Genomic DNA, 23,099 nt, shown 5'->3' with positions numbered 1-23,099 from the left:
GCGCCTTCCGGTTGCTCAGCCCTCCGCGTCGTCCGGCCACACCCCGATGTGGTCCTGTTCGAGCTCCAGGGCCACCCGGTGCTCCATCCCGAGCGCCTGCGTGTAGTCCGCCGGGAGCTGGAGCCGGCCTGCGCGGTCGAGCATCGCGTACTCCCGCGCCACCAGGGACTCCTTGCCCTGCTCGTCGACCTCGGTGCGGCGCAGGACCTCCGAGGAGGTGCGGCCGTCGCGGATGGCGACCGTGCGGCGGACCTCGGAGGCGACCGCCTGGTCGTGGGTGACGATCACGATCGTCGTGCCCAGTTCCTCGTTGGCGCGGCGGAAGGCCGCGAAGACCTGCTCGCCGGTGGCCGAGTCCAGCTCACCCGTCGGCTCGTCGGCGAGGAGCACGGCCGGGTTGTTGGCCAGCGCGACCGCGATCGCCACCCGCTGCTGCTGGCCGCCGGAGAGCTGGTGCGGCCGCCGGTCGCGGGCGTCCGCGATGCCCAGCAGGGCGAGGAGCTCCTCGGCACGCTCCGCCTTCTGCTTCGACCGGCCCTTCAACTGCATCGGCAGCGCCACGTTCTGAGCTGCCGTCAGATAAGGCAGCAGGTTGCGGGCGGTCTGCTGCCAGACGAAGCCGACGACCTCGCGGCGGTAGCGCAGCCGCGCCTTGCCGTCCATCGAGAGGAGGTCGGCCCCGGCGACCCGGGCCGCGCCCGCGGTCGGCACGTCCAGGCCGGCGAGGATGTTCATGAGCGTCGACTTGCCGGAGCCCGAGGCGCCGACCAGAGCCATCAACTCGCCCTCCTTCACGAGGAGGTCGAGCCCCTGGAGGGCCTGCACCTCCACCCCGTCCGTGGTGAAGATCCGGACGAGACGGTCGCAGGCGATGAGCGCGTCATGGCCGTACGAGGGCCGGTCGCGCCGGGCGGTCGCCTTCCGCTCCAGCTCCTCCAGGGTGGTGGGGTCGGAGGCGGACCCGGCCGCACCGGCCCGGATCGACGTGTCGGTCTTCGTCATCGTGCGTCTCCTGCCCTGAGTTCCTTGATCGAGCCCTTGCGTCCCGCCCACCAGGCCTGTCCGGCCGCCGCCACCGCCGTGATCAGGACGACCGCGACCGCCGGCACCACCAGCGACCACGGGTCCGCCCGCAGCGGCGCGCTGTCCAGCGGGGCGAATCCCGGTGTCGTCGCGAGCGCGAGCCGGAACAGGTCGATGCCGGGCGCGAGCAGCGGCACCGTCGCCCAGCCGACCAGCGTGCCGCCGACCGCCGCGAGGACCGCCTGCGGCAGTGCCTCGAGACCGAGCAGCCGCCGTCCCTGCCTGCGGGTCAGGCCCATCGTCCGCAGCCGGGCGAGGAGCGTGGTCCGCTCCGGCGCGCTCTGCATCAGCGAGAGCAGCACGGCCACCACGGCGAACCCGGCGCCCGCGCCGATCGCGCCCAGGTACATCCGCTCGGCGCCCGACTGGAGCGGCGAGTCCACATAGCCGGCCCGCTCCTCGGTCCGCATCGACACCAGGAGCGCGTCGGACGTCGCCTTCACCACGTCCCGCAGCGCGGCCCCGTCGTCCGGGCCCGTGACGAGCAGGGCCGTGTTCGACCGGTGGGTGAGGTCGGCGGCGTTGACCACGAGGAAGTCGGCGCCCTGCAGGGCCGGGGTGTTCGGCCGGACCGCGACGACCTTCACCCGGAACACCCCGGCCGCCGACACGATCTCCTGCGGCGTGCCGCCGAGCCGCTGGGCGACCGACGGCGAGGCGATCGCGGGCAGCACCCGCTCGGTGTCCGCCGCGGCCTCCTTGCCGCCCTTGCCCGTCGACGCGAGCAGCGCCGCCGGGAAGGCGCCGAAGCCGGTCCGCTGCGCGAGCCGGGTGTACGAGCCGGGCTCGACGCCCACGAGCGCCGAGCTCATCGGCTGGGCGGTGGTGCTCCCGGGGGACGGCAGCGACACCCCGTACTCGATCTGCAGCGGCGCCACGTCCCGTACGCCCGCCGTCCCGCGCACCGCCTCGATGAGGTCGGCCGGCACCGGGGTCCACTCGACCGAGCCGTCGATCCGGGCGTCCGCTCCGGTCGCCAGGAGCGCCGCCCGGTCGCGGGCGTGGGCGACGCCGGCCAGGACGGAGCCGCCGAAGGCCGCCGTGGTCAGGGCGAGGACGAGCGCGAGCAGGGGCAGGGTGCCCGCTGAGGACGTGCGTCCGGCACGGGCCAGGGCCAGCGGGCCGACGGCCCCGCGCAGCCGGCGGGCCGGGCGGGCCGCCCACCGCAGGGGCAGCGGATAGATCCGTACGAGCACCATGGCGGCGATCAGGCCGACGAGCACCGGGGCGGCGCTCACCAGATGGTCCCCGGAGTCCGCGGTGCCACGGAGCCTCAGCGAGGCGACCGCGCCCACGGCCAGGACGAGCAGGGTGAGTTCGAGGACCGTACGGCGCCGGGAGGGGCGGGCGGTGAGGAGGTCGTCGCGACCGCCGTGCAGCCGCGGGCGCCGGTGCACGACGACGGCCCGCAGCGGCAGGACCAGCATCGCGACGAGGGCGACGGCGGAGGCCGCGAGGACCGAGGGCAGCAGCGGGATTCCGCCGAACGCGCCGTCGGACCCGCCGTCGGACCCCCGTACCGTCACCACCGCGAGTGCCAGGGCGAGCGCCGCGGCCGGTACGGTGACGGCCGAGGTCTCGCCGAGCAGGCGCAGCCCGATTCCGGTGAGCGAGGCGCCTCGGGAGCGGATCAGGGCCAGTTCGCTGTCCCGGCGGGCGACGAACAGCCCGCCGGTCATGGCGAGGACGACGGCCGCGACCGCGCCGATGCCGAAGACGGCGACGGCCACGACCGGACGGATCGCCTCGCGCATCGAACCGTACGCGTCGACGATCGAGTCGAGTTCGGTGATCAGCGCACCGGTGGGCCCCACGACCTCGCGCATCCTGACCAGATCGGGGCCGCCGGCCGCCGAGTCGAGCGCCGCGCCGAGACGGTCGGTGTCCCGCCCGGTGAGATGGTCGGTGGTGGGCATGTACCGGAAGAAGACCTCCGGCTCACCGGTGGTGGAGAGCATCGCGGGCGCCGAAGTGGGGGAGAGCAGCAGTGCTCCCTGCCAGTAGTACTTGACCTCGTCGCCGACGAGGGGGGCGAGCGCCGGGGTCCGGAGCAGCGGCTCCACCGCCCAGTACGGGCCCTCGGGGCGGCGCGGCTCCACGATCCCGGTGACCGTCACGGCGATCGGTGCCGCGCTGACCCGGCCCGGTACGTGCACGACGGAGCCGGGCTTCAGGCGCAGCGCCTCGGCGGTCTTCACGGTCACCGCCGCTTCCGGCGCACGGGCCGTGCCCGCGGGGAGCCGGCCCGCGCGCAGCGTCGTGTGTTCCGTCAGGTCCGACGGGGAGGAGAGCACGAACTCGGGGGAGATGCCGTCAGGCCGGGGCAGCCACGGGTCGAGCCCCTCGACCCGCTTCACCGTGCGCAGGCCGTGGACGGTCTGCTCCGGGTCGGTGCGCAGCGGCTCGGGCAGCAGGGCGCGCGCCTCGTCGCGCTGCTTCCGGAGCACGGCGGGGGCCAGGCCCGCCTCGCGTACGGGCAGGTCGAGTTCGAGGCCCGGCGGCTCGGCGGTCAGTTCGAGGACGCTGTTGCGTGGTGCGGCGGTCCGGATGTCGTGCCGTAGCCCCTCGGTCTCGTACGCGTCCACGGCGCGCGGCAGGGCCGCCGCGAGGTAGGCGGTGACGAGGACGAGGGCGGCGAGGGAGGCGGCGGCCCAGGGCGCGGTCCGCAGCCGGGTCCGCACCCAGGGCGCCATGGCCCGGGCGGGCTTCTCGGACCGGGGCGACCGGGACCGGGACATGTCGGGTGCCTTCCTGCGTACGGCGGGTGTGTCGGGGGTCTTCTTCCGGCGCGGGCCCTCGTCCGGGTGCTCCCCGGCCGTGCCGGGCATCAGTTCTCCCCCTGGTGGCGCAGCGTCACGGCCGGGTCGGTGCGCCGCAGGGCGATCGCGGCGACCATGGCGAGCGGCAGCGCGGCGACGCCGGCGAGCAGCAGGGCCACCTGGCCGAGGGGCAGTTCGACCAGGACCGGGGGTACGGGCCGGGCGGCCTGGCCGGTCAGGACGACGAGCGGGACGACGGCCCGGGCCAGGACGGTGCCGAGTCCGATGCCGATGAGCAGCCCGATGCCGATGAGGAGGCCCTGTTCGGCGGCAATCAGCCGGGCGAGGCGGCGGCGTGGTGCGCCGAGCGCCCGCAGGACCCCGAACTCGGCGGATCGTTCCCGCATGGCGCCGGCCGAGCCGACCGCGAAGCCGACGGCGGCGAGCGCGGCGGCAGCGGCGGCGACCGCCATGAGCGCGGCGTTGGGGCCGGCGCCGAGCGGGTCGCCGAGCAGTTCGGCGGCGGCCTCGTCGCGTACGAGGACCTGGGAGGGGTCGGCGTTGGGGCGGGCGCGCAGGGCGGCGGCGACGTCGTCGGCCCGGCCGGGTTCGACGGTCAGCCACCACTCGGTCGCCGCCACGGTCGAGGCCTCACCGGTGGACAGGTACTGGTTGACGGAGGCCAGGTCGAGGAGGATCGTGCCGCCGTCCTCGGGGGTGGCGACCGGGCTGCTCGCGGACGCGGCCTGGGCGCCGGGGCCGGTGGTGGGGAGTTCCTCGACGACGCGGGAGACGGTGACGTTGATCCGGCGGCCGCCGAGGGCGATCTCGATCCTGTCGCCGGGCTCGGCGCCGGCCGCTGTCATGAAGGTTCCGGTGGCCACGGCCGAGAGGCGGCCGGGCGCCTTGGGCCCGGGGGCCTTCATGCGGACGACGAACTCCTCCGCCGACCAGAACATCTCGCTCAGGGGCGTACCGGAGACGGCGAAGGTGAGGACGTACGGGGCGGGCCGGCCGTCCTGGCCGGCGGCGCCGGGCACGCCGGAGGTGGGGACGGGGTTCTGGGGGTCGCCCTGCTTGGTCTGCTCGAAGGAGTGCGTCCAGGAGCCGAGGACCGTCCCGGGGGCGTGGACCTTCTCGCCGCCGTCCGCGCCGACGACACCGAACCGCTCCACGTGGAGGGTCTGGGTGCCCTTCGCGTCGGAGGTGATCTCTCCGTCGAACTCCAGACCGGTGAGGGTGAGCAGCCCGGCGGAGCCCCGGTCGCCCCCGGTGCTGCCGGGGCCCGCGGTCATGGCGCCGACGTCGAGGGTCAGCCGGTGCGTCCGGCCGTCGTCGGTCAGCGTCCCCAGGGCCCTTCGGTACGGGACGCCGGTCGGGTCCTCCAGGACCGCCGTGACCCGGGCGTCGCCCTTCGGCGCGCCGAGCCGCAGGTCGGCGGTGAGCGACCGGGTGCCGGCGGGCAGCGGGAGGCCGGGGCGGGTGGTGGCCCTGGGGGCCAGCGGGGACAGCAGAGAGCGGACGGGGACGTCGGCGAGGTCGGGGCGGAGCAGCATGCCGTCGGCGGCGTGACGGGTGTCCACGGCCAGGATGGTCGCGTTCTTGCCGGTCAGGTCCATCGTGGTGCGGTGCACCGGGGCCACGGCGCGGACGCCGGGTACCTTGCCCAGCTGTTCGGTCTCGGTGGGCTCGCCGGGGCCCGCGCTGAGGACGCGGACGGCCGCGCCGACGCGGAAGTCGGCCTGGTCGCGCTGCGAGCGCTCCCAGGAGCCGCTCTGCCCGATGGCCAGCATGCCCATCGCGACGGCGAGGACGAGCAGCAGGACCGGTCCCGCACCGCGCAGCGGCCGGCGGCTGAACTGCCAGCCGGCGAGGGCGGCGGAGAGACCGCGCCCCCCCGCCGCGCGCCGCTCGGCCAGCTTGGCGGCGGGGGGCAGCAGACGCAGCGTCAGGACGGTGCCGGCGAGCAGGGCGAGGGCGGGCGCGGCGACGAGCACCGGGTCGATGGAGCCGCCGCCGTCCCCGTCGGTGCCGAGGGTGCCGCCCGAGGCGGCGGGCCGCTGCAACTGCCAGTAGGCGACAGCGGCGATGGCGAGCAGACCGAGGTCAGCCCCGGCCCGTACGGGACCGGGCAGTGCGGCCGAGCGGGCCTTGCGCAGCGAGACGACGGAGCCGTCCCCGGCGGCGAGGGCGGGTGCGACGACGGCCGCGGCGCAGCACAGGGCGACGGCGGCGGCCACCAGCCACACCTGGAGCGACGGGGACGTGTCGAGCCGTACGCCGAGGGAGGAGAGCGCGGACCGCTCGGCGAAGAGCCTGGTCAGCGGTCCGGAAAGGAGCGGGGCGGCGAGCGCGGCGGGCAGGGCGAGCAGCAGTGCCTCGGTGGCGGCGAGTCCGGCGATCCGGCGGCGCGAACCACCGCGGGCCCGCAGCAGCGCGGTCTCTCCGGACCGCTCGGTGCTGAGCAGCCGGGCGACGAGCAGCAGCGCGTACGCGGCGAGGAGGACCAGCTGGACGGCGACGATCAGCAGGGTGGAGCGGGAGACGAGCAGGGACCGCTGGGTCTGTTCCAGGACGGTCGGCAGCGCGGTGGACGCGGCGATCGTCGTACCGAACCGGTCGGTGGCACCGGCCAGCGCCTTCGGGCCCTCGGTCGCGGCGGCGCGCAGGGCGTCGATGCGGTCGGTGGTGAAGCCGGTGAAGTCGGCGGAGCCCAGCCAGGACGTCTCGCCGACGGTCAGCGCCCCGGAGGCCATCACGGCCGGGTCGACGAGCAGCGGCCCGTACGTCGTGAACGCGACCGTCCGCACACCGCGGCCCCCGGCCGGATCCAGCTGCCAGTACAGGTCGCCGGTGTCGGCGGGCCGGTAGACGCCGGTGACCCGGGCCTTCACCCTGCGGGCGTCGAGCCGGTCGGTGAGGTCGAGCACCGTCCCGGGAGCGACCTTCAGCCGCCGCGCGGCCTCCTCGGGCAGCGCCGTCTCGACGACCCCGGCGGTGCGGGCGGCCGAGGGCCAGGCGCCCTTGACGAGGGAGAGCCGCGAGCGGTCGAGTGCGGCGAAGTGCGTCAGGTCAGGGTCGCCCTTACGGGCGGCGGGCGGCTGAAGACTCCGGGGCAGCGCGTACGGCCCCGAGCGCTCGAGCCGCCGCACGGTCACGGGCAGCCCGTCGAAGGTCTGCCGCATCCCCTTCTGGACGGCCTCCTCGGCGTCCGCCCGCTTGGCGGCGGACACCTGCCCGCTCACGAGCAGTGAGGCCGCGGCCGCGGAACGTCCCCGCAGCCCCGCCTGGAGTGCGGCGTCCCCGATCGCCCCGGAGAACGAGGCGAGGGTGGCGAGCACGGAGGTCGTCAGGAGCACGGCGAGCAGTGCCGCGGAGAGCAGCAGCCGGTGCGCCCTGACGCGCAGAAATACGAACCCCGTCACCCATCCCCCTGGCCACCCTGATCACGGTGCGCACGTCGAACATGTGCCGAACGCTCCCGAAACTTCTCTCGGATGCTTTCAGAGTGCATGTGCCGCTGGAAACCGCTTGCGGGCCGACCTTGATCCGATCGTGACCGTTATTCGGGGTTACGACTCCGGAATGTGTCCGTCCGTGGGGAGGGGCGGTGGCGGGGGAGGTGAGGGGGCGTCAGCCGGCCGTGTTCACCATCGACGCCGCCGCGTACGTCAGATAGCGCCACAGTTCGGCCTCGTGCTCCGGGGCCAGGGCGAGGTCGTCCAGGGCCGCGCGCATATGACGGAGCCAGGCGTCGTGGGCCGCCCGGTCCACGGTGAACGGAGCGTGGCGCATGCGCAGGCGCGGGTGGCCGCGGTGATCGCTGTAGGTGCGGGGGCCGCCCCAGTACTGCATCAGGAAGAGCGCGAGACGCTCCTCCGCCGGGCCCAGGTCCTCCTCGGGGTACATCGGGCGGAGCAGCGGGTCCCCCGCGACACCCTCGTAGAAACGGCGGACCAGACGGCGGAAGGTCTCCTCGCCGCCGACCTGCTCGTAGAAGGTCTGCTCCTGCACTGTTTCCCCGGGAATCTCGTTCACCGTTCCATCGTCTCAGATGGCCCGCCCTAGGACTTGAGGCCCAGGACCGCTCGCCGGGGCTCCGGGGCGGCGGGACAGTGGAGGCATGGGTGAGCGGCGGGACGAGTTCGCCGAGGCCGGCGCGCGGGCGCGACGGGCGCTCGTGCGGGAGATCGAGACCGAGGGCGCGCTGGCCGACGCCCGCTGGCGGCGGGCCTTCGCCGAGGTCCCGCGCCACCTCTTCGTGCCCTACTACTACGTCCCCGGCCCCGGCGGCTACGAGCGGCTCTGGTCCGGTGACCCCGAGTCCGAGCGGCGGGAGCGCTGGCTGAGCGGGGCCTACGCGGACACCGCGCTCGCCACCCGGGTACGGGACGGCGAGCTGGTCTCCTCCGCCAGCCAGCCCTCCCTGATGGCCCTGATGCTGCACGCCCTCGACGTCCGCGAGGGGAACGACGTCCTGGAGATCGGCGCCGGGACCGGCTACCACGCCGCCCTGCTCTGCCACCGCCTCGGCGCGGAGCACGTCACCACCGTCGACCTGGACGAGGAGATCGCCGAGTCCGCCCGGACCCATCTGGCCGCCGCCGGGTACCGGCCGGCCGTGGTCGCCTCCGACGGAGCCCGCGGCTGCCCGGAGCGCGCCCCGTTCGACCGGATCGTCGCGACCTGCGCGATGCCCTCGGTTCCCCACCCCTGGCTCGCCCAGTGCAGGCCCGGCGCCCTGGTGCTCGCCCCGCTCTCCACCGGGCTCCTGCTGCTGCGGGTGCACGACGCCACCCACGCGGAGGGACGGTTCCTGGCGACCTCGGCGTACTTCGTGGCGCTGCGGGGCGTCGCCGGACGGGTCCCGCGCCACGGCCCGGCCGGGGACGAGCGCTTCCGCTTCTTCTGGGGTCTTGTCGACCAGGCCCTGGACAGGAACGAAGCGCTCTCGCTCTGGCTGCGCGAGGGGCGGCCGGAGCGGGAGCGCTTCGGTGTGACGGTCAGCGGCGAGCGGCAGTGGGCCTGGCTCGACGAGCCCGGAGGACCGTACGCCTGGCCACTGCTCGGCGAGGGACTCAGCCCACGCGGATCGTGATCGTCGTCCAGGCGCCGACGTGCACCCGGTCGCCGTCCTGGAGCTGGACGGGGACGTAGGGCTGGATCGGCTCCTCGCCGCCGTTGATCGTGGTGCCGTTGGTGGAGTTCTGGTCCACCACCGCCCACGAGCCGTCCGGCTGCTGCACGAGCACGGCGTGCTGGTGCGAGACGCCCGGATCCTCCGGCGGCACCGCCAGGTCGATGTCCGGGGACTCGCCGGTGGAGTGGCGGCGACGGCCGATGGAGATCTGGTTGCCCTGGAGCGGCAGGTGCTTGTCCGGCGAGTACGCGGGCAGGTTCAGCCCACCGGCCTCCGGGCCGCTGCGCTGCATCATCGCCATGAAGTACTCGCGGTCCGGACCGATGACCGCGGTCCAGGTCAGCGGCTGCCGCGGCGGCTGGAACTGCTGCTGCGGGGGCGACTGGAACTGCTGCTGCTGCTGATGCTGCTGAGGCGGCGGGGGCGCCATGTGCTGCGGGGGCGCCTGGTGCTGCGGGGGCTGCGGCGGTGCCTGGTGCTGCGACGGCGGCGAGAGCACCCAGTCGTCGTCCGCGCGCGGCTGCGGCGGCGCGGGCGGCGCCGGGGCCTGGGCCGGAGCGCCCGGGGGCGCGGCCTGCGGAGCGGACGGGGCCTGGAGGTACGCCGGAGGCGCGGGCGGCTGCTGACCGGGCCGACCGTAGGGGTCGCCCTGACCGGCCGGACCGGGCGGCTGCTGCGCCGGCGGGCGCTGCGGCGGGGCCTGGTGGTGGGTGGGGTCGCCGCCCAGCGGCTCGGCGGGGCGGTTCACCTGCGAGGGCCGCGAGCCCTGGTAGCCGAACGGGTCCTGCCCCGGCGGCGGTCCCTGCTGCCCGTGCGGACCCTGCGGACCGGGCTGGCCCGGGTGGCCCTGCTGCGGTCCCGGCGGGGGCGGCGGCGTGGACTGGAAGCCCGGCGGCAGGTTCAGACCGGGCGGCGGGCCCGCCGGGCGCTGCGCGGGCGGCGCGTTCTGCGGGGCCACCGGCGTGTACGAGGTCGCCGTGTTCGTGAGGAAGTTCCAGCGGCACTCCTCGCAGAACGGCGCCATGTGCTCGCGCGGCGTCCGGCACTGCGGGCAGAGCTCGGCCTGGGCCGTGGCGTTCGGGTCGCCACCGTGGCCGAAGCCACCGGGAGCACCGGGTGCGTCGTAGCCGCCGGGGCCACCGGGGCCGGGGTATCCGTACGCGGGGGGCGGCGGCGGGGGAGGCGGTGGTACGGCACCCGTCGGCGCACCCGCCCCGGCCATGCGATGGCCGCAGACCTCGCACCAGTCGTCGGAGACCGACTGGTGTCCGTTCGGGCAGGTCGGCATGTCGGTGCTTCCCCCTCTCGTCGTCCGGCCCGTGGCCGGGCTACCTCTTGACGCGAACGGTCTTGGTGGAGCGGGTCTCGAGTGTCATCTCGTCCGCTTCCGCGACCTTCGCCTTCAAACGCACAGTACCGGTCGCCGCATCGACGACGTCGACCACCTTCGAAAGGAGTTTCGCCGTATCCGCGTTGCCGGAGGCCGCCGCGAGCTGCACGGCGCGGCCCAGTTTCGCCGTCGCGCCGTCGTGATCGCCCGATTTGCGGGCATCCAACCCCTGCTGGATGACGTCCGCGAGCTCGGCCTGGCCCGTGTAGTGGGCGACCTGCGGGTTGATCGACGTCGACATCGCCAGGTCGTCGGTCCACACGGCCCGTACCAGTCCTTGGGACAGCGGCGTGGGATCGCCGCCCAGCGGGTCCGGCGCGATCAGGGAGACCCGGGCCGCCAGCATCTCCTGGCCGATCGCGGCCTGCGGGACCCGCACGCTCACGTGGTAGTCACGGGACTCGTCGCCCCAGGACCCGGTGGGGTAGTCCCCGGCGCGCGGTCCGGCCTCCGTACGGCGCCCGGTCAGGTCCTCGACCGTCGGCGCCACCTGCTTCACATAGGCGATCTCCACCCCGACCGGGGTCCACAGCCGCAGCGCGACGTCCGCCACGCCCTTGCCCATCGCCTGCTCCATCATCGCCGTGAAGTCGGCGGCGAGGGCGGCCGGGTCGGCGACGATGTCGGCGGAGCCGAGGAGCGCCGAGGCGATCCCGGTGACCTCCTTGACCTCCCAGTCGGTGCCCACCCCGCGCGCGTCGCAGGTGAAGCGGCCGGCGCAGGCGTCGAGCGCGGCCCGCAGCTCCTCCGGCGACTCGTGCTCGTTGCGGCCGTCGGTGAGCAGGATGCCGTGCCGGATCGTGAGGCCGTCGGTGGAGAGCAGCCGGTCCGCGAGCCGCAGCCAGGTACCGATGGCCGTGCCGCCGCCCGCGCTCAGCCGGCGCAGCGACTCCTTGGCCTCGGCCCGGGTCCTGGCGTCGGCGACGGCGAGCCCGCCGTTGCCCGGGTAGACCTCCTTCGCCACGTGCGTACCGGCGACGACCGCGAAGGCCGTGCCGTCGCGCAGGGTGTCGACGGCGGCGGCGGTCGCCTCACGGGCACCGCGCATCTTGGTGGCCGGGTAGTCCATAGAGCCGGAGCAGTCGACCATGATCACGACACCGGCCGTGCCGCCGCCCGCCTGGGCGAGCTGCTGTCGGCCCGTGGTGCCGCCACCGGTCGAGGTGACCGTGACGATCGCGCTGACGTCCCGGCCGCCCTCGGGCAGGAACTCGTTCTGGTAGACGTCCACCGAGAACTGCGGCACGGTCGACTTGGAGAAGTTCGCCATCTGTTACGGCTCCTCGGGCAACAACGGTCAATCGGTGGAGGGACAGGGGATCGGCGCCGCTCAGGCGGATCCTGCCCCTGGGGGAGCGACGGTGAACGGCACGAGCGCGACCGTGATGTTGTCGTGGCCTCCGCCGTCCAGGGCGTGGCCGACGAGCACCTGGGCGCTGTGCAGCGGTCGGTCGGACGCGTCGGCCGGGACGACCCTGGCCATGTCGTCGGCGCCCTCCGCGTAGTTCCACAGGCCGTCCGTGCAGACGACGACCACACCGGGCCGGTCGGGCTTGAACGCGGCCGTGTGCGGCTCCAGTTCGTACGCGTCGGCGCCGAGCCAGCCGGTGATCGCGTGGGCGCGCTCGTCCGCGTACGCCTCCGCCTCGTTCATCAGGCCGGCCGCGACCATCTGCGCGGCCCACGAGTCGTCCTCGGTGAGCCGGGCGGCCGGGGTGGCCCGGTCGTCCGGCACCCAGTAGACGCGGCTGTCGCCGACCCAGCCGACGACGAGCAGGCCGTCGGCGACGACGGAGCCCACGATGGTGCAGGCCGGGGCGTTGCGATGGCGGTGCGGATCGTGCTCGGCGCCGTCCTGGCCGGGCTCCTCCGCGAGGGAGTTGACGGCCTCGGCGGCGGCCACGATCGCCTCGTGCATCGCCTGCTGCGGGTGCGTTCCCCGGGGCAGCGCGGCGAGCAGCGACGCGCCGGCCGCCTCGGCGGCGGCGGCGGACGCCTCGTCGGGCCGGGTCGCCGAGGACACGCCGTCGCAGACGATCGCGAGCGTGGCGGGGGAGCCGTCCGGAAGGGTGGTCGCCGATACGGCGAACGCGTCCTCGTTGCGGTGATGGCGCAGTCCCCTGTCGGAGACGGCGGCGACACTGCCGAGCTCCCGCTCCATGTGGTCGCGCTCGCGGGGCTGCGCGTGCCCGCAGTTCTCGCAGTAGCCGTCGGTGTCCACCCGCCCGGCCCGGCAGGCGACGCACAGGGCGGAGCCGGGGGCGGTGGCAGCGGCGGCCGGATCCGGAGCCGCGGCCGGAGCCGTCGGGGCGTGCGCCGGTGCGGGGGAGGGCGCGGCCGGCGGCGCGGGTGCGGCCGGTGCCGGGTCCACCCGTACCGCCGCACGCGGGTCCGGCGCGGCCAGCTCGAAGTCACCGCTGCCCGCAGTGGTCTCCCCGGCGGGATCGGCGCCGGGCGGCACCGGCCCGTCCGTGCGGACCGCCAGGGTGGGCAGGTCGCGGCCACCGGAGTCGGTGCCCGGGAGGTCCCCCGGGTGCTGGGTGGCGGTCGACAGCGAACCAGGGTCACGGGGCGGGGCGTCCGGCCAGGCCACGGGGGTGCCGATGGCCACGGTCGGGCGGTCCGGCTCGACCCCGGCGACCGGCACGGCCGTCAGGTCGTGACCGCACGCCCCGCAGAACCGGTCACCCGACTCCAGCGGCTCCGCGCAGTCCGGGCAGACGGTGAGGCCGTGCGACGGCTTCGGCTTCTGGGACATCCTCACACCCACGTCCGGGGGCGGAAGCGGTTGGCCCGCTCCACCAGTTCGATCCTCTCCTCGCCCCGCTGGGCGAGCCGGGCCAGCACCCGGTACGAGCGTTCGAGGCCGAAGCGCAGTCCGCGCTCGTCCAGTTCACTCCCGAGCAGCAGCGCGCCGCCGCCCGGTTCCGCACCGGGACTCCCGGAGAGTACCCAGTCGAGGGCCGTCCCGAGGACCTCCGTCGACAACTGCTCCCGGCGCACGGCGTCCAGACCGAAGCCCTGGAGCGCCGAGACCTGCGCGGCGGCCGCCGTCAGATCGGCGGCGAGCGGTTCCGACGCCGGGCGCCGCCGCAGCCGTGCCCGCACGGTCGCGACCCGCGCCGCCGTGTAGTGGATCGAGGCCTCCGGTACGGACTCCAGCGTCTGCACGGCGCCGATCCGGTCCCCGGCGGCGAGCTGGACCCGGGCGAGCCCGAAGGCCGCGCTGACGAAGCTCGGGTCGGTGGCCCACACCAGGCGGTAGTACTCGGCGGCGTTGTCCAGCTGGCCCAGCACCTCGGCGCAGATCCCGAGGGCCAGCTTCGGCGAGGGCTCGCCGGGGAAGGCGTCGTAGACCGCGTCGAAGGCCAGCGCCGCGTGCTCGTGGTCGCCGGTCACCAGGGAGGCGACGCCCCGGTACCAGACGACCCGCCAGTCGTCAGGGTCGCGCTCCTCGAGACCGGCCAGGGTCCGGGCGGCGGACGGCAGGTCGCCCAGCTCCAGTTCGGCCCGCAGGGTGCGCAACCGCAGCTCGGCGGAGGGCGCGGGCGCGGCCTGCAGCGCGGCGAGCAGCTCGCCGGGCGCCGCGGCGGCGAGACCGGCGAGGAAGCCGGCGTTGGGGTCGCCCGTGTCGACGCGGGGGACGGGCAGGGCGAGCGCGGTCGCGGGCGTGTCGAGCGGCGCGAGCAGGGCCCCGAGGGGGGCGGGTGCCACGGCCCCCGGCACGGCGCCGGACACGGCACCCCGCCGGGCGGGCAGCGCGGCGGCCCCGGGCACGGCGCCCGGTGCGGCGACGCCCGGTGCGACGGCGGGCGGTGCGGCGACGCCCGGTGCGATGGCGGGCGGTGCGGCGGCGGCCGGTGCGGGCTGCCTGCGTCCCCGGCGGGCCCCGAGCAGCGACACGTCCTCCGTCAGTTCGGCGAACAGCGCCGTGTCCGTGACCCGCACCTCCGTGCCGAACAGCGTCGACAGCGCGGGCCGCGGCCGCCCCGACTGGAGCGCCACGACCTCCCGCAGGACACCCGTCAGCTGCTCCGCCATCTCCTGCGCGGAGGCGAACCGGCGCGCCGGGTCCGGGTCGGTGGCCCGCACCAGGAAGCGGTAGAACGACTCGTACGTCCGGAAGACCGCGATGTTGTCCGGATCGGGCAGCGAGTCCACGAAGACGTTCGTGTAGCCCTGGAAGTCGAAGGTCATCACCGCGAGCGTGCGCGCCACCGTGTACAGGTCGCTCGCCACCGACGGCCCGACCTCGGCCACCTCCGGCGCCTGGTAGCCGACGGTGCCGTAGATCGCGGACTCGTCGTCGTCCATCCGCCGGACCGCGCCCATGTCGATGAGCTTCAGCTGGTCCTCGGACTGGATGGCGTTGTCGACCTTGAAGTCGCAGTACAGCAGGTTGCGGCTGTGCAGATGGCCGAGCGCCTCCAGGGCCTCGATCCCGTACGCGCAGGCCTGCTCGACCGGCAGCGGGTCGCGGCGGCCGTCCGGGGTGCGCCGGTCGTTGGCGATCTCCTTGAGGGACTTGCCTCCGACGTACTCCATGACGATGTAGCCGTCCATGGAGCCGGTGCGCTGGTCGAGGTGCTCGACGAAGTTGTAGATGCGGACGATGTTGGAGTGCTCGATCTCGGCGAGGAAGCGGCGCTCGGAGATCGCGGCGGCCATGGCGTCCTGGTCGCCGGTGTCGAGAAGGCCCTTGAGCACGACCCAGCGGTCGGAGACGGCCCGGTCGACGGCGAGGTAGATCCAGCCGAGGCCGCCGTGCGCGAGACAGCCCGCGACCTCGTACTGGCCGTGGACGATGTCCCCGCCGCGCAGCTTCGGCACGAAGGAGTACGGGTGCCCGCACTTGGTGCAGAAGCCCTCCGTACGGCCCGGCCGCTCACCCCGCGAACGGCCCACGGGCGCGCCGCAGTCGGAGCGGGAGCAGAAACGCTTCCGCTCGGGGACCTCGGGGTTCTCCATGACCGCCACCCGCGGGTCGGGACGCGGCACCTCGGGGATCGACACCAGACCGGCGCCCAGCCGGTTGCGGGCGGACTGGCCGGTCGACGTACCGGAGCTGCGCACCGACACCGAGCGGGACGTGGAGGCCCCGGAGAGCGAGCGCGAGAGCCGCCCGGAGACCGAGCGGCGGGACGTCGACGAGCGCGACGAGGCCCGTGAGGACGCCCGCGAACTGCTCCGCGAGGAGCTGGAGTCCGGCCCCCCGACGCCGGAGCCGCCCCCGCCGACGCTGCCCGTCCCCGTGCCTCTGCCCGGCACGGCCACCCCCGTGGGCGTCGAGCCGATGAGCCCTCCGGCCGCGACCACCGGGGCCAGGCCACAGGTGTCGCAGTACAGCTCGCCGCCTCCCATGTCCTCGTACGAACCCTCGCACGAAGGACGCTGACAGCTCCCCACGCCCGTCTCCCCGCCGCTCACCACTGTTCCCCGCTCACCACTGTCGTCCTCCCGCGTCACTCGGGCCGGACAGTACGTCCGCCGCCGCCTGCTGGTAGCGCAGTACGGCCTGTTCCGCGACCCGCAGATCGCAGGGCGCGCTCCACAGCATCCGGCGGGCCGCGTCGTACCGCTCCACGAGCAGCGGGTCCTCCGCCGCGCCGAGCCGTGCCACCTTCGCCTTGTACGCGTCGAGCCTGCCGCGCAGCTCGGCCCGGACCGCGAGCGGGGCCGTGACCGCGGTCAGCGACTCCCGGGCCCGCAGCAGCTCGTCCTCCGCGTCCCGCTCCAGGGACTCCAGGAGCGGGGAGAGCCGATGCCACTGGGCGTGCCTGCGGTACTCGGCGGCCGCCACGAGCCGCTCCTGGAGCACGATCGGCGGTCCGCTGACGGCCGGCACCTCGGAGGCGGCGATCTTCGCGAGGACCTCGCCGCGCGCGGCCCGCGCCTCCGCGAGCGTCCGGTCCGCCCGCGACAGCACGTCCCGCAGCCGGAGCAGCCGGTCCTCGGAGTCCTGCCGGACCGCGAGCACCGCCTCGATCTCCCGCCGGATGTCCTCCAGGGCCAGCGCCGCCCGGTCGTACCGCTCGGTGTCGGGGCGGCCCCCGCCGGGCGCCGAACTCCCGGTCGCCGGGCGCCAGAAGGCCAGCGGATCGGTGACGACCTGGGACCGCAGCGCCGTCAGCTCGGCGGTGATGTCCTCCAGCTCGTCGCCGGCCGGGTGCTCCCCGGGCCGAACGCCCACCGAGTGCGCGAGCGAGCGCGTCCGGCCCAGCTCGGCGGCGAGGAGGTCTATCCGGGCGGGCAGCGCCGACCAGACGGCGTCGGCGGTCACCACCACGTCCAGCGAGGACGCGTACAGCTCGTTCATCCGCCGGACGAGGCCCTCCAGCGTGAACCGCTCGGTGAGCATGCCCTGTTCGCCCGCGCCGCCCGCCACGTGGACGCTCTCCCCGCGCAGCCGGTCGGTCAGCTCCGCGAGCTCCTCACGGCCGGGCCAGCGGCGCCGGGCGCGCACCTCGCGGGCGTCCCGCAGGGCGCCGGTGTACACGTCGAAGCAGGTCCAGAGCAGGGTGATGGTCCGCTCGGTCGCCGTCCAGCGGTCCCGGGTCGTGCCGGTCAGCTCCGCCCCTTCGAGCAGCCTGCGGCCCGCGTGGTCCTGGAGCGCGAGGAGCGAGTCCTCGACCGCCTTGTGCTCGGCTCCGAGGCGCGCCAGCGCACGGTCCACCTCGTCCCGGTCCATCACCGGCCCAGGGGGTCCCGTGACGCCCATCGATCACCTCTTCCTCTCCGTGTACAGGGCTGTTCGTACGGGGCTGTCCGGCGCTACCTGTACAGGGGAGCGGGCGGCCCGGTTATCCCCGGCAGGTCCTTCTCCAGCCAGTTCTTGTACGCCTGCTGCCAGGGGCCCTGGCGGTAGCCCACGAGGACCTGGTTGACCCGGCGGACCAGGTCGTCGTTGCCGAGCTTGGCGGCCACGCCGTAGTACTCGGTGGTGAACGGGGTGCCCTTGAGCTCGACCGCCGGGTCCTGGGCGGCCTGGCCGGCCGCCAGGGCGTTGTCGGTGACGACGGCGTCGACCTCGCCCATCTGGAGCCTGGCCAGGCAGTCCAGCTGGTTGGGGACGGTCAGCAGGTCCTTGTCGTCCTTGGTGCCGTCGGCCTCGTCCTTGAAGAGCGCGCCGAAGGACTTCTCCTCCAGGGCCTCGTAGGCCGTGGAGCCCTCGGCGGTGCAGACCCGCTTGCCCTTCAGCGAGGTGTCGTAGCCGGTGATTCCCGTGGCCAGCTTGGGTGCGAGGACCTGCTGGCCGGCCTGGAAGTAGGCGGTGGAGAAGGCGACCTGCTGGATCCGCTTGCAGTTGATCGTCATGGTGCGTACGACGAGGTCGACCTTGCCGCTGTCGAGGGCGGCGATCCGCTGGTTCGTGGGGATCGCCCGGAAGATGACGGCGTCGGGGCTGCCCAGGATGTCCTTGGCGATGGCCCGTGCCAGATCGATGTCGAAGCCTTCGAGGGCGCGGGTCTCCGGGTTGCGGTAGCCCCAGCGGTAGCTGGACTGGTCGACGCCGACGACGAGCTTCCCGCGCTGCTTGATCCCCGCGATCGAGGGGCCGTCCGCCGTCGAGGGGGTGAGGGAGGCCCAGGGCTTGTCGCAGGTGTCCGCCGTGACCTGGACCCCGGTGCCGACGCCGGGCCCCGGCCCCGCGCTGCCGGGCGCGGCCGCCGCGTCGCCGCCCTCGTGGGCCAGCGGGAGCACGGTGAGCGAGGCGGTGAGCCCGCAGGCCACGGCCATCGCGGCCACCCCGCCCCAGCCCCGGAAGCGCTGCGCCGTCCGCCGCACCAGCGGGTACGTGCCGTTCGGCATCCCGCCCCCTCTCACCGGTACTCCGACAGTCTGCGGTTGATGCCGAGCACGGCGCCCGCCGCGCCCAGGATCCCGAGGGCCAGCGCGCCGAGCGGCAGAGCCGTCAGCGCGTCCCTGGCGTCCCCGGCGGAGCGGGTGAACTCGGTCTGCTCGTGCGCCAGGGCACGGTCCAGGGCGGCGTCGACCTGGTCGAAGGACTGGCCCGTCGAGTTCTTGGGGCCGACGATGCGGCCGAGGGCGCCCTCGAAGTCGCCCGCCTCGTCCTTCGCCCGGGCGTCCTTGTGGCGCTGCTTCCACTCGGCCGTACGCGAGGCGGCCTCGTCGACGGGGCGGCGGCCGGCATCGTCGTCGGCCAGTTCGCGCGCCGTGGCGAGCGCGTCCGTCAGGGTGTCCGTGCTCGACGTGTACTCGGCTTCGTACTTGTCGTTCTTGCCGTCCTCGGTGAGGACGGCGCCCCGGGCGACCAGGGTCAGGAGCTCGTTGGCGCGGGCCGTGAGCGAGCCGATCCGGGCCGTGTTGAGGTCCTGGAGGGACTCCTGCCCGTGCGCGCGAGCGGTGTCGAGGCCGCTGCGGGCGACGGTGTGCGCGGCGAGCAGCCAGAGCAGCACGGTCAGCGTGGCGGCGGTGGCGGCGAGCAGCCCGTGGTTGAAGACCCGGTTCGTCCGCAGGTAGGTGCGGCGCTGGGCCCAGGCGAGGACGGCGAGGGTGAGCACTCCGAGGCCGAGGGCGAGGAACGGCCAGGCGCGGGCCGACTCGTCGTCCTCGTGGAGCCGCACGGTCTCGGCCTCGTACAGCCGCTCGGCGGCCGGCAGCAGGATGCTGGTCATCTGCTGGTTGGCGTACCGCAGATAGGCCCCGCCCAGCGGGAGGCCCTGCCGGTTGGCGGCGCGGGCGCGCTCGACCAGGCCCGTGTAGCGCGGGAGCTGTTCGTTGAGGGTGGCGATCTCGCGGGCCGACTCGCCCGAACCGTCGGTGCTCGCGGCGGCCTTGACGAGCAGTCGGGCGGCGGTGGCGATGTCCCGGTCGTAGCGCGCGCGGGACTCCGCGGGCTCCAGGGTGCCCGCGAGGAAGCCACTCGCGGCGGTGGTGTCCGCGTCGGCGAGGGAGCGGTAGATCGCGGCGGCGTCCGCGGACAGCGGCTGGCTGCGGCTGACGACGTCGTCGGCCGCGGTCGTCCGGTCGTCGACCTGGAAGGCGGTGACGGCCCCGAACGCGACGACGAGCAGCGCGAGGACGGCCCCGAGGATCTGGAGCCGGCCCGGCTCTGTCGTCGTGGCGACCCGCAGTCGCTCCCGTCCCACGGCCCAGGCGCTCCGCCCCGGGGGCGGAGCGGCGCCCGGCGCGGGCGAGGGCTGCGCGGGCACGCCGGCCGGGCGCGCGGGCGCCTGCGCCGTGCTCCGCGCCGCCGGGGCGGCGGGTGCGTTCGGCGGGTGTGTCACGTGACCTCCCCCTGGGTCGCCGACTTCGGCCGGTCCGGCCTGCAGTATGGCCGCAGGGGGCCGTCCGCACACCGGGATTGACTGGATCTTGTTCTTATCGTGCCGTATGCCCCCGGCACATCCGCGGGCGAACCCCCTCACGCCGAGGGGCGAACCCCTACACGCCGAGTGGCGAACCCCCTCGCACCGAGGGTGAATCCCCTCACTCTGAATACGTCACGAGACCGTGATCGGTTCCGTATCGGCCATCGCTCGAACAGGTGAACATGCCTGCGGGGCGTCTCCTCCGACAGAGGAGACGCCCCGCGACCACACTCCCGCGGGCCGCTCAGGCCCCGTAGTGCTCCCGCAGCCGGGCCGCCGCCTCCGGGCCCGCCGCCACCTCGTCCAGGGCGAGCAGCCCCGCCCCGAGGACCGGTGGCGCCGTCACGAAGCCGATGACGGCCTTCGGCGCCCGCTCGGCGAGGAGTTCACGGATCCGCTCCTCCAGCTGGGGATGCCGCGCGGCGAGCACGCTGCCGCCCAGCATCACCGGCGCCTCCTCCTCCAGGAGCCCGAGCCGTCCGAGCGCGACCGCCGACAGGGCGACGACCTCCTCGGCGAGCCGGTGCACCAGCGACAGCGCGACCGGGTCGCCGTCCGCGCTCACCCGGAACAGGACCGGCGTCAGCTCGTGCCGCCGCTCGAAGGGCACAAGTCCCAGGTGCAGCGCCTCGATCAGCGCGTACATCGTCTCCAGACCGAAGTGCGCCGGCAGCGCCCGCGCCAGCTCGGACGGCTCGCCGCGCCCGTCCTCGGCGCGCGCCGCGAACCAGAGCGCCTCCTCGGCCATGCCGCTGCCGCCGCCCCAGTCCCCGGAGATCTTGCCGATCGCGGGGAAGCGCGCGGTCCGCCCGTCCGGGGTCATCCCGACGCAGTTGATGCCCGCCCCGCACACCACCGCGACACCGCGCGGCTCGTCCAGCCCGGCCCGCAGGATCGCGAAGGTGTCGTTGTGCACCCGCGCCGACCGGCTCCAGCCCCTGCGGAGGAGTTCGGCCTGGAGGGCGGTCTCCTCGACGGGCAGGTCGGCGTTGGCGAGACAGGCCGCGACATGGGCGAACGTGGGGGGCAGCCCGGCGCCGCCGGCCTCCGCCCACGCCCGTCCGACGATCTCCGCCACGGTGTCGACGGCCGTCTCCACCCCCACCACCGGCGGTTGGAACCCGCCGCCGCGCGCCGCGCCGAGGACGGTGCCGTCCTGGGCGAGGACCGCGACGTCGGTCTTGCTGTTCCCCGCGTCGATCGCGAGGAGCACGCCGTTCAGGTTCACGCCCACGCGAGGTGCTCCCGGTTGTGCGCGATCAGCCGGTCGGTGAGCCCGTCGGCGTACGCGTACTGCCCCACCAGCGGGTGCGCGAGCAGCGCCTTGAACACCCGGTCCCGGCCGCCGTGCAGCGCCGCTTCGAGCGCCAGGTCCTCGTAGGCCGTGACGTTCGCGACGAGACCGGCGTACAGCGGGTCCACCGGCGCGACCGGCAGCGGCGCGGCACCGTGCGCGCCGACCGCGGCCTGCGTCTCGATGACGGCGTCGTCCGGCAGGAACGGCAGCGTGCCGTTGTTGTACGTGTTGACCACCTGGTACGGCGAACCGCCGCCGCCGAGCAGGGAGGCGGCCAGGTCCACGGCCGCCTCCGAGTAGAAGGCGCCGCCGCGCTTGGCGAGCAGGGCCGGCTTCTCGTCGAGCGCCGGGTCCCCGTACATCCCCAGGAGTTCCTTCTCCATCGCGGCGACCTCGGCGGCCCGCGAGGGCTTGGTGCCGAGCTCCCGGACGACCTCGTCGTGCGCGTAGAAGTAGCGCAGGTAGTACGAGGGGACGACGCCGAGCCGGTCCAGCACCGGGCGCGGCAGCCGCAGGTCGTCGGCGATCGCGTCACCGTGCTCGGCGAGCAGCCGGGGCAGCACGTTCTCGCCCTCGGGGCCCCCGAGGCGTACGGCCCGTTCCCAGGTCAGGTGGTTGAGCCCGACGTGGTCCAGGTGGACCTCGGACGGGGCGACCCCGAGCAGCCCGGCGAACTTCCGCTGGAAGCCGATCGCCACGTTGCACAGGCCGACGGCCTTGTGGCCGGCCTGGAGCAGCGCGCGGGTGACGATGCCGACCGGGTTGGTGAAGTCGATGATCCAGGCGTCCGGGTTGGCGCGCCGGACCCGCTCCGCGATGTCCAGGACGACGGGGACCGTGCGCAGCGCCTTGGCGAGACCGCCGGCGCCGGTGGTCTCCTGGCCGACGCAGCCGCACTCCAGCGGCCAGGTCTCGTCCTGCTCGCGGGCGGCCTGCCCGCCGACCCGCAGCTGGAGCAGGACGGCGTCGGCGCCGTCGACCCCGGCGTCGAGGTCGGAGGTGGTGGTGATCTTCCCTTCGTGGTCCTGCTTGGCGAAGATCCGCCGGGCGAGGCCGCCGACCAGGTGGAGCCGGTCCGCGGCCGGGTCGACGAGGACGAGCTCGGTGATGGGCAGGGTGTCGCGCAGCCGCGCGAATCCGTCGATCAGTTCGGGGGTGTAGGTGGAACCGCCCCCCACGACAGTGAGCTTCATGTGTGAGTCAGCCCTTCACTCCGGTCAGTGTGACTCCCTCGACGAACGCCTTCTGGGCGAAGAAGAAGACGAGGATCACAGGGGCCATGACCAGGACGGTCGCGGCCATGGTCAGATTCCAGTCGGTGTGGTGCGCGCCCTTGAAGGACTCCAGGCCGTAACTCAGCGTGTACGCCGCCGGGTTCTCGGAGGTGTAGATCTGGGGTCCGAAGTAGTCGTTCCAGCAGTAGAAGAACTGGAACAGGGCCACGGCGGCGATGCCGGGCTTCGCCATCGGGAGCACGACCTTGAGCAGGGTGCGCAGTTCGCCGCAGCCGTCGATCCTGGCGGCCTCGATGTACTCGTTCGGGATCGTCAGCAGGAACTGGCGGAGCAGGAAGATCGCGAAGGCGTCACCGAACGCCATCGGGACGATCAGCGGCCAGAGCGTTCCGGAGAGGTCCAGCTGCTTGGCCCAGAACAGGTACATCGGGATGATGATCACCTGCGGCGGCAGCATCATCATCGAGATGACGAGCAGCAGCGACAGATGCCGGCCGCGGAAGCGGAACTTGGCGAGCGCGTACGCCACCGGGACCGAGGACACCACCACGAGCGCGGTGCCGAGTCCGGCGTACAGCAGTGAGTTCTTCCACCAGCCGAGGAAGCCCGGGGTCTCGAAGACCCGGACGTAGTTGTCCCAGTGCCAGGTGTTCGGCGTGAGGTCGCGGGTGAGGGCCTGCTGGTCGCTCATCACGGACGTCAGGAAGACGAAGACGAACGGCAGCACGAAGAAGAGGGCCGCGGCTATCCCGAGGGAGTGCACGGCGATCCAGTGCAGGAGCGCCTTGCGGCGGGCCGTCCTCTCGGCGGCTCCGGCGGGCGCCCGGCGGACGGTCCGGTCGAGGGTGGATGTGGAGGTCATG

The 23,099-nt window shown here is 74.5% G+C and carries 15 protein-coding genes; 1 reads left to right on the top strand and 14 read right to left on the bottom strand.

What is annotated here, in order from left to right:
* Positions 1-15 precede the first annotated feature (15 nt).
* The 4 genes from ACIP84_RS20035 to ACIP84_RS20020 form a co-directional block, all read right to left on the bottom strand.
* Positions 16-1,002: an ABC transporter ATP-binding protein gene (locus ACIP84_RS20035; RefSeq protein ID WP_355967125.1), complete on the bottom strand. Its 987-nt coding sequence runs from the start codon at positions 1,000-1,002 to the stop codon at positions 16-18.
* Complete coding sequence (locus ACIP84_RS20030; RefSeq protein ID WP_401799390.1) at positions 999-3,821, bottom strand: FtsX-like permease family protein; 2,823 nt, start codon at positions 3,819-3,821, stop codon at positions 999-1,001. Before ACIP84_RS20030 ends, ACIP84_RS20035 begins: the two co-directional genes overlap by 4 nt.
* Before the next feature lie 89 nt (positions 3,822-3,910).
* Positions 3,911-7,267, bottom strand: coding sequence for an FtsX-like permease family protein (locus ACIP84_RS20025; protein ID WP_401799063.1), 3,357 nt, complete (start codon positions 7,265-7,267; stop codon positions 3,911-3,913).
* Positions 7,268-7,475: 208 nt separating this feature from the next.
* The gene (locus tag ACIP84_RS20020) at positions 7,476-7,880 is read right to left on the bottom strand and encodes a globin (RefSeq protein WP_323185739.1); all 405 of its coding nucleotides are present in this window, start codon (positions 7,878-7,880) and stop codon (positions 7,476-7,478) included.
* An 85-nt stretch (positions 7,881-7,965) separates the two neighbouring features.
* On the opposite strand from ACIP84_RS20020, the gene ACIP84_RS20015 reads away from it, so the two are divergent.
* Entirely contained in the window at positions 7,966-8,940 is a 975-nt protein-coding gene (locus ACIP84_RS20015; protein WP_401799061.1) for a methyltransferase domain-containing protein, read from the top strand.
* Here ACIP84_RS20015 and ACIP84_RS20010 read toward each other — a convergent pair.
* From ACIP84_RS20010 to ACIP84_RS19965, 10 genes are all read right to left on the bottom strand, one after another.
* Entirely contained in the window at positions 8,921-10,270 is a 1,350-nt protein-coding gene (locus ACIP84_RS20010; protein ID WP_401799059.1) for an FHA domain-containing protein, read from the bottom strand. The two genes, ACIP84_RS20015 and ACIP84_RS20010, sit on opposite strands and share 20 nt — an antisense overlap.
* A 40-nt stretch (positions 10,271-10,310) precedes the next feature.
* Positions 10,311-11,642, bottom strand: a complete 1,332-nt coding sequence (locus ACIP84_RS20005) for a VWA domain-containing protein (RefSeq protein ID WP_401799057.1) — start codon at positions 11,640-11,642, stop codon at positions 10,311-10,313.
* A gap of 60 nt (positions 11,643-11,702) precedes the next feature.
* A complete protein-coding gene (locus ACIP84_RS20000; protein ID WP_401799055.1) occupies positions 11,703-13,130 on the bottom strand; it encodes a PP2C family serine/threonine-protein phosphatase in 1,428 nt (475 codons plus the stop codon).
* 2 nt (positions 13,131-13,132) lie between these two features.
* Complete coding sequence (locus ACIP84_RS19995; protein WP_355967108.1) at positions 13,133-15,733, bottom strand: tetratricopeptide repeat protein; 2,601 nt, start codon at positions 15,731-15,733, stop codon at positions 13,133-13,135.
* A 79-nt stretch (positions 15,734-15,812) separates the two neighbouring features.
* Complete coding sequence (locus ACIP84_RS19990; RefSeq protein WP_355967105.1) at positions 15,813-17,090, bottom strand: hypothetical protein; 1,278 nt, start codon at positions 17,088-17,090, stop codon at positions 15,813-15,815.
* A gap of 53 nt (positions 17,091-17,143) precedes the next feature.
* Positions 17,144-18,181 (bottom strand): glutamate ABC transporter substrate-binding protein, encoded by a 1,038-nt coding sequence (locus ACIP84_RS19985; protein WP_355967103.1) that lies wholly within the window; start codon positions 18,179-18,181, stop codon positions 17,144-17,146.
* An 11-nt stretch (positions 18,182-18,192) separates the two neighbouring features.
* Positions 18,193-19,620 (bottom strand): hypothetical protein, encoded by a 1,428-nt coding sequence (locus tag ACIP84_RS19980; protein WP_401799053.1) that lies wholly within the window; start codon positions 19,618-19,620, stop codon positions 18,193-18,195.
* 328 nt (positions 19,621-19,948) lie between these two features.
* Positions 19,949-20,938, bottom strand: a complete 990-nt coding sequence (locus ACIP84_RS19975; protein ID WP_401799051.1) for an N-acetylglucosamine kinase — start codon at positions 20,936-20,938, stop codon at positions 19,949-19,951.
* Positions 20,929-22,194, bottom strand: a complete 1,266-nt coding sequence (locus tag ACIP84_RS19970) for a 6-phospho-beta-glucosidase (protein WP_401799049.1) — start codon at positions 22,192-22,194, stop codon at positions 20,929-20,931. Before ACIP84_RS19970 ends, ACIP84_RS19975 begins: the two co-directional genes overlap by 10 nt.
* A 7-nt stretch (positions 22,195-22,201) precedes the next feature.
* Positions 22,202-23,098, bottom strand: a complete 897-nt coding sequence (locus tag ACIP84_RS19965; protein ID WP_355966441.1) for a carbohydrate ABC transporter permease — start codon at positions 23,096-23,098, stop codon at positions 22,202-22,204.
* Between the last annotated feature and the right edge of the window lies 1 nt (position 23,099).

Source organism: Streptomyces sp. NPDC088707 (assembly GCF_044752725.1).
Lineage (GTDB): Bacteria > Actinomycetota > Actinomycetes > Streptomycetales > Streptomycetaceae > Streptomyces.
Note: the sequence above shows the minus strand (reverse complement) of the source record. Positions and strands in the feature narration are given on the sequence as shown.